Annotated in this window: 12 protein-coding genes; 1 reads left to right on the forward strand and 11 read right to left on the reverse strand. The window is 36.4% G+C overall.

Features of this window, described 5'->3' with window-relative positions; genetic code table 11:
- Positions 1-24: 24 nt before the first annotated feature.
- Genes FE005_RS12965 through FE005_RS12995 form a run of 7 tightly spaced genes read right to left on the reverse strand, consistent with a single transcriptional unit; the run spans position 25 to position 7,005 of the window.
- Complete coding sequence (locus tag FE005_RS12965) at positions 25-918, reverse strand: GH25 family lysozyme (protein ID WP_138371933.1); 894 nt, start codon at positions 916-918, stop codon at positions 25-27.
- 1 nt (position 919) lies between these two features.
- The gene (locus tag FE005_RS12970; RefSeq protein ID WP_138371934.1) at positions 920-1,366 is read right to left on the reverse strand and encodes a holin family protein; all 447 of its coding nucleotides are present in this window, start codon (positions 1,364-1,366) and stop codon (positions 920-922) included.
- A 31-nt stretch (positions 1,367-1,397) separates the two neighbouring features.
- The gene (locus FE005_RS12975) at positions 1,398-1,604 is read right to left on the reverse strand and encodes a hypothetical protein (protein WP_138371935.1); all 207 of its coding nucleotides are present in this window, start codon (positions 1,602-1,604) and stop codon (positions 1,398-1,400) included.
- A complete protein-coding gene (locus FE005_RS12980) occupies positions 1,604-2,476 on the reverse strand; it encodes a hypothetical protein (RefSeq protein ID WP_175413551.1) in 873 nt (290 codons plus the stop codon). Before FE005_RS12980 ends, FE005_RS12975 begins: the two co-directional genes overlap by 1 nt.
- A complete protein-coding gene (locus FE005_RS12985; RefSeq protein ID WP_175413552.1) occupies positions 2,463-3,566 on the reverse strand; it encodes a phage tail spike protein in 1,104 nt (367 codons plus the stop codon). The genes FE005_RS12980 and FE005_RS12985 overlap by 14 nt, the downstream gene beginning before the upstream one ends.
- A 19-nt stretch (positions 3,567-3,585) precedes the next feature.
- Positions 3,586-4,581, reverse strand: a complete 996-nt coding sequence (locus tag FE005_RS12990) for an acyltransferase family protein (RefSeq protein WP_138371938.1) — start codon at positions 4,579-4,581, stop codon at positions 3,586-3,588.
- Between the two features lie 54 nt (positions 4,582-4,635).
- On the reverse strand, positions 4,636-7,005 hold the full coding sequence (locus FE005_RS12995; protein WP_138371939.1) for a hypothetical protein: 2,370 nt from the start codon (positions 7,003-7,005) through the stop codon (positions 4,636-4,638).
- 63 nt (positions 7,006-7,068) lie between these two features.
- Between FE005_RS12995 and FE005_RS13000 the strand changes: the two genes are divergently transcribed.
- Entirely contained in the window at positions 7,069-7,326 is a 258-nt protein-coding gene (locus FE005_RS13000; RefSeq protein ID WP_138371940.1) for a hypothetical protein, read from the forward strand.
- Between the two features lie 49 nt (positions 7,327-7,375).
- On the opposite strand, the gene FE005_RS13005 is transcribed toward FE005_RS13000, so the two are convergent.
- From FE005_RS13005 to FE005_RS13020, 4 genes are read right to left on the reverse strand one after another with little or no spacing between them, the layout of a single operon-like run.
- Entirely contained in the window at positions 7,376-8,194 is an 819-nt protein-coding gene (locus FE005_RS13005) for a phage tail domain-containing protein (protein ID WP_138371941.1), read from the reverse strand.
- A 1-nt stretch (position 8,195) separates the two neighbouring features.
- The gene (locus tag FE005_RS13010; RefSeq protein ID WP_138371942.1) at positions 8,196-11,648 is read right to left on the reverse strand and encodes a tape measure protein; all 3,453 of its coding nucleotides are present in this window, start codon (positions 11,646-11,648) and stop codon (positions 8,196-8,198) included.
- Positions 11,641-12,210: a Gp15 family bacteriophage protein gene (locus tag FE005_RS13015; RefSeq protein ID WP_138371943.1), complete on the reverse strand. Its 570-nt coding sequence runs from the start codon at positions 12,208-12,210 to the stop codon at positions 11,641-11,643. The genes FE005_RS13010 and FE005_RS13015 overlap by 8 nt, the downstream gene beginning before the upstream one ends.
- Positions 12,211-12,219: 9 nt before the next feature.
- A complete protein-coding gene (locus FE005_RS13020) occupies positions 12,220-12,663 on the reverse strand; it encodes a hypothetical protein (protein ID WP_138371944.1) in 444 nt (147 codons plus the stop codon).
- Between the last annotated feature and the right edge of the window lie 17 nt (positions 12,664-12,680).

Genomic DNA, 12,680 nt, shown 5'->3' on the forward strand with positions numbered 1-12,680 from the left:
CAAGCCCGCCGTAGCAGGCTATTTTTATATAATATTTCCCCAATCAGAAATCTTTCCAATGGCTATATAGCCTTTTTTGTAACTGTCCGTTCGAGGCTGCACACCCCAAATATAGCCCGAACCAGTTACAATATCATTGAACTCAACTTTACTACCTTTTTTCAAGGTTGCAATAATCTTACTATTAGTATTTGCGCTAACACGTAAGTTAACATTGGCTTTTAAAGTAATAGTTTTCATTTTAATTTTTCCTCCTGTTGTTGAGTTGCTAGAAGATCCATTATCTGTGTTTGAGCCAGTGGAACTATTGCCAAAAAAATATTCAAATCCTTTACGAACAATCCGATTCAAGTCGAGTGGTCCGGAATACCCACTTAACTTGCCGTTAGATGTGTACTGATGGATATCATAGTTAGAAGTAGCTGTGGGATTCGAACCATTATACTGACCATTGTTTGAACCGTATGTGGGAATCCAGATACCATCAAATTTTGAAGTATCTAAATTAAAGCTTGCATACAAATGATTAGCAATATATGCCCCCACTTTTTTAGCACCTAGAGATTTAAATTTTGCTCGGTACTTTTCAATCCCAGTTCTCATATCGCTCATTGATTTTTCTTCTACGTCAAGCCACCAGAACGTTGGATTATATGCTTTCGCACGGTTATAGAAGTCTGTCGCCTCTTTCTCCATATCCGAATTTGAAACTCCTCGAACCCAAGCGTATACCGCCACTGGAACACCACGTTTTTGAAATTCTGCAATGTGAGTCTTATAGTGCTTGTCGATATACCGTGATCCATACTGTATGCGAACAATTACACCGTCAACAGCGCTAGCCAACTTATCATAGTTGATAGAGTTTGGCGTCTGCCATTCACTAATATCTAGAATAACTGGTTTTGGAATACTCATTCTAATCATCCTTTCGCTCAGTGAACTCCTGCCCATCGCCATAATCTTTCTCTGAATTAGTATTCTTAACACTTGGATTAGTATTTGTATCTTGTAACTTCGACAATCTTTCTTTGACCCAATTTGGAATCGGTACACCTAATTGACCTAAGTTCTCAGTAATTGAAATCCCATAGACTGCGATATAAAAAAAGACGAATGCAGTCGCAAACGTCTCAAGATTCATAATCTTTAAATATGGGTAAGCAATAATTACTAAGCAGACAACTAACATGTGTTTAACGATTCCTAACAACCCTTTTGTGCTATTTGCCTCTTTCACAAAAATCCCTTTACACAGACCTGTAACAATATCACCTACTACAACCCACAAAAAAAGTTGAATATATCCATTTGTTAACAGTCCACGAAATTCGTTCAGTAACATTCCATTATTAATAATCACCATATTAACCACCTTTTCTATAAAATAAAAAGCCCTATTTAGGCTGATCTCCTAAAACTTCTAACCATTTAATTGCAATCTTTTTGTAAGATCGATTGCCGATAAAGATATCATTTAGCGCATTACCGTGTTCATCTGTTATCTTTCCCATCATGATATTTTTATATTCTTCAAAATCAAAATTAGGTTCACCAACCTCTCTTGGTTCTGATTCTCCTTCAACTAGATAGCGTATTTTCATTAAAATTCACCTCCGTCTGTAGCCCCTATAAATCCATATATTGTACATTGACCGACAAACCTTGCTCTTGCCCCTATAGGTTTGATTTCAATCGTGTGCCAGCCTCGTGTGACTAATCCATCATCGTTATAGAGAAACTCAACAATATCAAATCGATCTGCACTGGTACCTGTTAATGTAGTGACCACTTTATTATCAATATTCACTTCTACTTTTGAAGGAGTTTTCGAATCTTCCCAAATACCATAATCAATTTCGTGTGTGTGATCAGGAATATCTATCTTAAAATCATGAGTATGATTTGGAATATTGATATTAAATTGATGTGAGTGAGCTGGTACAGTGACACTGAAATTGTGAGTATGTGCCGGAACAGTATGCGTATGGTCATCTGCTGCTTGAGAGGTGGTCACATCACCAGCCATTGAGACAGAAGGGATAATAAGCCGAAATCCTGTTCCATATGCTTCATAAAGACGTGGTGAACCAACTGAAGTTTCTCCAGAGACATCAGATATATACTTTAAAGTGGCGTGTCTATGACTTCCGTTAGCGCTACTTGTTGCCCCTCCACCGCTTTGCGAGGTACTTCCGACAGTAGTTCCGCCACCGCTTTGGGTAGACGATCCACTCACGTAGGCACCTCCCCCAGCTGTTGTTCCGCCAGATACGATGGCACCCCCACCTTTAGTAGCTTTACTGTAGGCCCTGTATTTTTCTGTCTGATAGGTAAGCAATATTTTATTGATTCTTTTGAGTTCCTCTTCACAATAAAAATTGATTTTTAGAGGAAAGTTTTCATCGCAATTCTCTGCAAAAGTCACCGTATCTTTATTTGTTGCCCCAACACTAGAAAGCTTAGATATTTCCATTTGTTTCCATTTGTCGTTCAAGATCCGCAAGAGTAGTAGCCACTGTTTCCCCGATATATCCAATCTCCAAATCTATATTTCCCGGATCTCCAAACATATCTGATTTTTTTTCATTGACGATTCTTAGATTTACAACTCCGAACATTTCTGTCCAAAGCTGTACCACCTGGCCAGACCTTAATTTATCCACTGACGGAATTTTGATAGTTGATTTGCTTGGGATTGACTTCGTTAGATCAACTGCTGTCGTTTTCCAAGTAACTATCGGTCGTTTGAATTTTTCAAGCATTGCCGTAGCCGAGGCTAGTAAGGATTCCTCGTTTGTAAACCGCTCATCTTTCCAAATATATTCAATCAATCCATAATCATTTTGGCTTTGAAGATCTTCCACATAATTTTTTCCACCATTTATTTTTTTGAAATTAAGGTTATTGATTCCATCCCCTTTGCCTAAAGCGTAAATTTTATTTACAACCTTTAAAGGGTTTTCTTCTACAGAAAGATCTTTTAGATTCCATCCTTCCCGAATCCGGCAGACTGGTTTAGTATCCGGCTTGATAAGATTAATTGTCCAGGGGTAAGTAGTTGTGTCATAGGTCCACATATACTCCTCTGAAAATGGTTCAGTCACTGAAAACAACGCATCTGCAAGCCCATTTTGGTTCTCAAAAGAGTATTCAAAAAGGCGGTCAAAGTCGCACCGCCCTAATTGCCAGTTCTTTACTTTTTGAAAGGACAAAATCCAATTGATAACTTTTGTTGTAGTCCATGCTTTTCCTGTCTGTTTGTAGCCCTCTATAGCTGAATCAATTAAAGTCGATAACACATGAGATAATTCATACTTAATATATTTATCCGTTGAATTAAATGTCGTAGTACGATTCATGATGCGGAATAAACCAATATACTCTCCATCTTTATCCTTTATTTCAGCATAGTGCAACTGGTCGATTTTCTTTCTTGCGGGATCATTTGCGGGCAAATAAAAACCAGCCGACCATATTTGGTTGACTGGTTTTTCATATGAAACTTTATAAAAATTTCGAAGGATAGCAGTTTTCTTTTTATTTAAGTTATATATTGTTATCAAGTAATCCCTCCTCTTTAAATTAAAACAATTTTTCAGAAATGTTAGTTTTCACAGCGGAAATTTTTGTTTTGATAATATCTAAATAATTAAAATAAATATAATAAGCTAACAAAACAAATGAAGTCATGAAAATTGATGGAATAAATGAGTACAAGAACAATCTATTTCCAGCAACGAAACGATCTATTACTAAAAATCCATAATACATGAAATAATGAGTTTCCAATATAAACAAGGCATTTCTAGAGAACGTTTCTAGTATGTTTATTTTTCGAAAATATTTAAATAGAAGGCACAACCCAATGATCATAATCACTGCGTTTATATAATATACAAAATAATTATTTAGGATACTATGGTATATTTCAGGAACCTCTTTTGAAGTAAAAGTTGTAATAATGATATTTGCTAAAACAAATAAAAGGCCAAAAAACACGCTTTGTTTCTTCCTGACTCTATTGATAATATCACTTTTTCTAAATAAAAAACCAATATGATAAAACGGTAGCATCCATAAAACTATATGAATACCTAGTGGTAGAACTATACCCATCATATAAATTACATAACCAGCAAAAAAGGAAATTATTAATATAAGATTTTTATTGACTTTAATGCTGTCAATAAAGGAATATGCTATTTCAACTAAATATAATACTAATAAAAACCATATTGGACTATTCCAGCCAACCGATCCATCTATAAAAAATAGTTGTCCAATTCTTTCTCCAAGAGAAGTTTGTATCGAAAAAGCATAATCTCTAATAAAACCAATTGGAAAAGATATTAGCGCTATGACTATATAAGGAATTAGCAAAGTTTTTGTTTTAATTGCCATAGTATCTTTAAAGCTTCTTTGTTTTCTTAAATATCCTGATAGGAAAAAAAACAGCGGCATATGGAAGCTATATATCCATTTCTTTATAAGAATTGGAGGATAAAAGTGCCCCCAAACTACCAACATTATTCCTATTCCTTTTAAGTTATCTACCCAGTCTATTCTTTCCCCTTTCATTAAAACACCTCCAGATGAAGTATACCAAAACTGGATTTGTTTTAATACGCTTTCTCATAATAATTTTCGAGAAACAAGCTTTACATAATCGGCTTCACTATCGCTATTAGCTCTATGATAAACTGTCGAAAATAGGAAACCGTCTCTTACAGCAACGCCATTCGTGACACTATTGTATAAGTTCCCATCTGACGAATAATGTCTTTCTTGAAAAGATAACTTGGAGAATGTGTTTTCAGCTTCATTTAGTTTGATCTTGTCATACCAAAATCCATCATGCCCTATACCTTCAAATATATATCCATTTGCATAAGTAGCGTCTTGCGTACATTCTTTGTCCGTATAATCATGTCCGTCATATGTTGTTATAAGCTTCATTGTTCCATTAAACTCATTATCCCCTTTTTGAGGAATAAAGTTTCCACTTCCTAAATCATTCGCACCTTGTCCAAGCAATATTTTAGATATTTTTTTTGTATGACCATCGTTCCATAGCAAATAAATAATATTGTTTCTATAGTCATTGCAATCACCCCAACAAGGTTGTAACGCAACAGATAACCCTTTGGTATTTTCTATATTTAGGGAACTGACATTATATTCAATGCATTCACTAATATCTATTGCTGATTTAGACATCTTGCTAGTAAAATTTTCCAAAACAAAAAATTTTTTACTTCTTTCATTTGTATCTTCAATATTCCCGTTAGAAAATACAATTGAATCATTGTATTCGCTATAATTAAGCGTGTTAACGTGTCCCCAGTTTATCAATAGGGTTCTAACTTGAACAATCTCTTCCTTTTCAAAATCAATAATATAAGAACTTGCAAGTGACTGAGCCGAATTATCATCTTCACTCGGATTAAATTTCCATAATTCATCCCCTATAAAAGTCAAGCTTGATCCAAATTCAAAAGGTAAACTTATTTCCTTTATTCCTGTAATATTTGCTATTGCTCTGTCATCAGCTTTTAGATAAAGATAGTTATCATTTGTCAAAAATATTCTTATTTTACTTGCTAACTCTGATATATCTTCAATCGGAGAATTATCATAATTTGCAATAACTATTGCGATATAACCATCATCTGGTGTGAAATATTTAGTTCTACCCGAAAGAAAAGATACTGAATAATCTCTAATATATTCGCCAGAGGATAGCTCGTAAAAATATATTGAAAATTGCTGATTAGATTCAATTTCAACTGTAACTCCTTTTTTCACATAGAAGCTTTGAGCAGTCCTTATTCTGTTGTTCCCCCCATTCGTTAATTCGCCAGTGTTAATATTACCACTACCATAAATAAAATTGAAAAAGCTCAGAGGTAAAGATACATTATTTACAGATGATGTTATGTTTTCAGATCTAGCGATACCTACTGTAAAAGGAATTCTTATAGAAACTAACTGCTTAGAAATTGAACTACTAGCATCTATTGTCGAATTGTCTGGATTTGCAATGACTATCCGAATATAAGAATCTTCTTCAATTAACAATCCTAAAAAACTATTTCCAAATAATTTACTATCTTTTGTACGAACGGTCTTATCTAAATTATATAGATGAGCAGCCCACTGTCCTAATGTCGGAGTATCCGAATAAATTATGGTCCCCTTAGGAACATAGATATAGTCAGAACTAAGTCTAGTGTTACTTGCTGTTGCGATTCCGGTATCTGCATTAATAGTTAGATAATACCAATCTAACTCTGACCCTGATAATAGTCTAGCTGTTACTGGAAATCTTGTATCATAATCAGATTTTAGTGTCGTTATTGATATTTCTTTTTGGATTAAGTTGAGAGTCTGCGCATTAAATGATGTATCACCAGCAATAGCAACAACAAGATAAATTTTAGAATTTTCTTCCAAGATCCATTCATCAATAGCATTTAAGCTAATTGATTTATTCCAAGAGCCGTTTTCGTGAAATATGTTTACCCATGCTTTATAATTTACAACATCATTTAATTTAAATTTGGTGCCTTTGCTATATACATAACTATAACTAATTGCTCGTGTTGAAGTCACTGCAATATTGTTTACACCAACAAGACTACCATCATTTGCGTTCATTGAACCCCAACGAAAAATTAATTTCTCCGCTGTATAAGTTTTCAAGATCCCTTCGTCTAATTTTTGAGTAGTAACAGATCCAGTTGCAATTCCCTGTGCTTGATACAAGGGACCCTTTATCCACGCAGTTCCGTTCCATGTATATAAATATCCATTTGCTCCATTTGAATCAGTAACAAGCATAGCTGATCCTGATCCATTAGGATATTTAATGTTTAAAGCACTTAGACTGGTAAATGTTTCTTTTGGTCCACCAATCATTGAGCTTGCTTTGCTGTCTAGATAGCTAAAATTATCATTAAGCGGCTGAGCCTTTATCTCACCGCTTACTGGTTGAATTGGCATTTTATCAACTCCTTAAAAATAAATTCTGGTATAATTGACTTATAGAAAGTGAGGTGGTTATTAATGGAAGAAACTAACCTATCAAATATTATTATCTTGGATGATACACATCCACAAGGGTTATCTTTTAAAGTTCCTGGGAAATTAATATCCAAATTCGTTGTTAATGATAGCTTTATTTTTCAAAGATTCTATACTTATGATAACGGAACGGTAATCTGCGATGAAGTTTCTCAAGGAGGACGGAGAATTCGAACAAATCGTGAATTTACTCGAGATGGCGATACCGTGATAATTGATCAAGAAGCTAAGTTCTATTAATACTAAGGAAGTATGCTTATACACTATAAAAATTGTGTATAAGCATTTTTTACATATATTTATGCACCCAGTCAAAAGTAACCGTTGCGTTCGCTTGTTCAGCACTAAACTGAAATCCATTGCTGCCGTTTGACATTTCAAAAAATTCTCCATCAAATTCAAGACTATCAGAGCCATTAACAGAAATATTATATGTTTCTGTATCTATGATGACTGTTCCATTACTTACATCGGGAAAAGAAATTGACTTAGCAGACTCTAAATGTTTTATCGATCCACCCTTTATAGTACCTTTAATTGTAATTTTCATAGGTGTATCAAGATAAGAATAGTTTTCAATACCAGCGTAATGATTTGGAACAATATTCCAAACAAATGATTGAGTGTTAGGATAAGCTTTTGATCCATACTCATTCCCAGCATCGTATTTCAAAGGTTGGTCAAGATCGTATGCATCTGACTTAGCATATTCATTAGAATCATAATTTATAAACTGAATAGGAATTTTTTCAAGAATAGTAGATACATCAGGAGTTATAGCTTCCGCAAGACGTACGAAAGCAAACTTTTCTGTATTATCCCACTTGCACTTCAAAAGCTTAGGATGTCCCTTGGAATCAAATAAAAAAGCAGATAGTTGATCTAACCGCTCTTCTAAATTGTCCCACTTTTGAATCAATGTGTTTGCTTGAAGCCCATAAGTTTTCGGTCCTATCTCAGCACCAAAGTACCAATCGCCCATTCGACCATCAATGTGTTGAGTACGATGGGTGATCTTACCAGAGCGAGGACGTGTATGATTACGCAAAGGACGCATATCAAACTCTTCAAGTCTAATTGATTTTGTGCCGTCTATTAATGTAATCATACTATCTCATCCTCCTAAATCCTTTATTTCCAGCTTCTTTTGTGGTTAAATCATTGATCTCTTTTGCTATTTTCTGAACATCTGCTTCTTCTCTAACTTGGAAGATAGCACCTTCTAATAGCCCTTGATTGTTGATTACAGTCGAAGTGCTTGTTGAATTGTTCGCAATAGATGATCCTAGACTTGCTGTGCCGATATTCCCAACGCCTAAAGCCATTTCTGGAGTCAAATTAAAACTTGAATTTAATCGGTCAGCCATACCACTTACTGTACGTTGTACATTTTTGAAGTTCGACTGCAAGCTCTCATCAAATCCGCCCATGATAGCTTTACCGGCTGGAATTAACAAACGTCTATCATAACTAATAGGCCCTTTGTGTTCTGCAATCCAGTCCGCAATTCCTCTAACAAAACTTTTGACGTTTTCATAAGCTGATTTTAAGCCACCTAAAAAGCCATCGATAATAGCTTTACCAGCACCGAATAAGTCAATTCCTGAAATAGTGTCGATAACTGCACTTGCAATATCTCCTGCTGCAGAGAATACACCGCCAATCGCTCCACCTATTCCGGATACGAGACTTGCGATTAACTTGCCACCTGCTGACAATAAGTCTCCTAAGAATCCTAAAATTGTAGAAAGTAACCCACTAATTAACTTGCCTCCAGCAGATAATAACTGTCCTAGCAAGCTTAAAACCCCACTTATTAGAGCTCCAATTAGCTTAACACCTGCAGATAGCAGCTGAGGAACCGCACCAATCAATGCACCTAAAAGAGCTACAATCAGTTGCAAAGCAGCTGCAACTAACTGTGGAAGTACCGATATGACACCAGCAACTAATCCTAGCAACAGTTGAACACCAGCATCAATCAGTTGCGGTAAGGCTTCGATAAGAGCCCCTAATAAGGCCGTAATGATTTGAATAGCCGCATTGATCAGTTGTGGTAAGATTGACAAAATACCTTGGATCAGCGCCATTAATAATTGAATTCCGGCTTCAATGATTTGTGGCAATGCCGCAATCAACGCTGTCACAAGTGCCATAATAATTTGTAAGACAGCCATTAGTAATGTTGGAAGTATTGATAACAGCCCTTGGATCAGTGCCATTAATATTTGTACCCCAACAGCGATAAGCATTGGTAAAGCTGTTATAAAGGCCGTCAGTAATCCAGTGACAATCGTTGTTGCTGCTTCCGTCAACGCAGGGAGTGCCGAAATAATTGCGTCTAACAAAGTAGTGATAATTTGCAGACCAACATCGAGCAGCATTGGCAAAACTGATAAAAGAGTATCAATTAGTGCATTCAAGATGCCTATTGCCGCTTTGATAATGACTGGTAGCGCACTCGTTATCCCTTCTATTAGGGCTTTAAGGACAGAGACACCAACTTCTACCAATTGTGGTAAGACATCAGCTATAGCCGTAATAAGCTGGACAATTATTTGAGAAGCTACAATCATCAACGCTGGCAATGCCATTGCTAACCCTTGAACTAAAGTAGTGATCACTTGCGTCGCTAATGAAATAATTTGAGGCAAAACTGTAGTTATAGCATTAACCAGAGTTTGAATGATTTCTGTAGCAACAGAAACAATTCCTGGTAAAGCTGCAGTCAATCCGTTCAAAAATCCGGTGATAAGATCTGTTGCAAGCTGCACGAATTTGGGTAAGTTGGTACTTATAAAACCAGCAACGTTTGTGATTGTTGACTGCAAGTTATCAAAAACTTGAGTGATTCCATCTGCCGAGAGGTCTCCTGTTTTAACCCACGCTGCTACAAAAGATAAGACTAAGGAAATCAAAGTCCCCCATGGACCTGTTAATCCCAAAGCAACAAGTGCCAGTTTCGTCAGCACGCTAATCACAATACTTACTACACCGCCGATTTTCCCAAAAGAACCACCTAAACGTTCTAACAAATCGCCTGCTAGTTGTATGCCAGAGGAAAAAGCGCCCGAAAGAATATTGCCGATTGTGGATAAAATTGAACCCATTTTTTCCAATCCGGAAGACAAAACTTCCTTTGCAGCACTTGCGAATCGTTGTAGGGCTGGAACAACGACGGATAGAATTGCCGAACCAACAACTACCATTTTATTGAATCCATTGACTATTGCCGTACCGACTATTGAAGCTACTTTTTGAAGCGTTGGTAAAACACCAGCTAAAACAGTTTTTAGCCAGTTGAAAGCAGAGAAAAGACCTTCTTTTAGGACTGATACAGTTTTGTTAACTCCTTCTCGGAAGGTTTCATTTGTTTTGTAAAAGTATACGAATAATGCTACTAACGCACCAATTGCTGCTATTATCCAGCTAACAGGACTCATAAAACCAGCTAACATTTTAATTGTTCCGGCAAGTCCTAAATTACTCAGTGTCATCGATGCTATTTTTAGACCAGTTATCGCGGCAGTTAGAAAATTAATCGCAGTAGATACTGCAGAAGCAATTTCTAATGAAAGCATTGCTCCAGCAAGTGCCACTAAAAAGGGGGCAGTTATTTCAGCTGTGTCTTTCAAAACGCCAATAGCAGATACCAGCTGATCTGAATTATCGATAACGATTTGTATAGAGTCGGTGACTGCTGAGAATGCATTATTAATGACACCTTTAACACTATCTATGTTTTGAGCAATTGTTTTACCTGTCAAAACCTGAGACAACTCATCTAACTTAGTAATTACATTGGCTACACCCTTGGCTACAGCATTGCTCAAATTTCCAAAAGAAGTAGCAATCCCTAAACTATTTTCTTTGGCAAGGTCAGCAAGCATTCCAGTGCCAGTTCCGAGCTCAATAAGCTTGTCATTGAATTGGTCAAATGTTACAGTTCCATCTTTCAAAGCTGCATATAAATCTCGTTGAGCAGACTTGCCAACAAATCCCATAGCTTCAGCGGTCTTTTGCAAAGCTAAAGGCATCGTTTCTTGAAGAGTTTTCCAACTTTCTAAGTCAACGGTGCCTGTTGATAACATTTGATTAAATTGTTGCATTCCTCGACTAGCGTCCTCTGTAGAGGCTCCAGATGCGAGAAAAGCATTATTCAAGGCTAGAACAGTATCGGTAGATTTATCCAAATCCCCTGTGATAGCAGTCATTTGCTGGGTGCTTGCAACAACGTCATCAAGTTTAGTAAGAAGACCGTCGATTCCATTGGATAGTTTATCAATAGATTTTTGTGATTCTTTTGCGCTAAAACCTAGTGCATTCATTACTTTGGGAAACTTTTGCATCGTGTCAAATCGACTTATCGCACTATCTAAAGAGTTTGCTAGGACTTTAAATGCTGCACCGGCAACTTTTACAAGCCCCATGCTGACAGCCATGTTTTTTATGGAAGCTCCGGCTTTGGAAGACTTTCCTTCCAATTGATCCAAATTCTTATTTAGTACAGACACCTGTTTTCCATCAACATCCACAGCAATAACAATTTTCCCATCAGCCATCAGCATTCACCTCCCTATTTAAGGAGTATTTGACTTGCAGTTCTCTCATGCGCTCTTTTTCCTTTTCGCTTTCGCCTTTACTAGGCGACCAGTTACGGATTTGAACAATTTTTGGAAGAATTGTGTCATCAGGAAGGCTTTCTAGGATAGCTTGAAATTCTTCCCAATGCATTTTCCCTTGTTCTTCAAAAAGATTAATGCCGATTTGACGGAAGGAGGCATATATGTACTTAGCATCTTGGACCAAGTCCATACTCTTTTTTTCATCAGAAGATTTAGGCGTTGGCATAGGATTGCCTTCTAAGTCATAAATCACTTTCTCTTGACTTCCGATCTGAATATGCCGATTCAAAATCAACTCCCAAAGCTCCATTTGTTTCTTGAAGGTAAGATTAGATTCGCCTACAAGGAGATTGAGCGCCAAATCAACCTTTTCCCAAACCATCAACGACTTATCAGAGATTGCATCTAAAACATCCAAGACATTATCAAAAGCCAGATCTAGTGGATACGTAATACCTTCAAACTCAATTTCAGTGGTCAATGGGTCATTCAACCGCATCTAAATCACCTACTTTTTCTTCTTTTTGTTTTTAAGAGCTTTCTTCTTCAGCATATTTGCTTTGCGTTGTGCTAATTTGTCTTCACGATCTTTCGCATCGTTTTCAATTGCTTCAGCAACGTTCTCAGCGATTGGATCAAACAAATCGAATAGCAGAAGTACATCGTTGTGTTTCGAATAGATTTTTTCATATGAACCTTCGCCTAATAATGCATCATATTGAATAGCATTAAGTTCATTAGAGATCTCAATAAGACTTTCAGCATCACTTTTAGTAATATTTTCTTGATCGATCACTAATTTTTCTCGCTTTTTCACCAATGGCGCAATCTTTTCTTCGACTTCGTCTTGAACATCGAAAAAGCGTGTTAATTCCTCGACTGTTGTTCCAAAGAAAAACTCAATTCCTCCGATGTTTATAGGAAATCCAGAACGTTTAATTTCAAATTGCATTTTTGTTTCCTCCTAAT

The organism is Enterococcus sp. M190262, from assembly GCF_005843965.1.
In the GTDB taxonomy this organism is placed as follows: Bacteria; Bacillota; Bacilli; order Lactobacillales; family Enterococcaceae; genus Enterococcus_D; species Enterococcus_D gallinarum.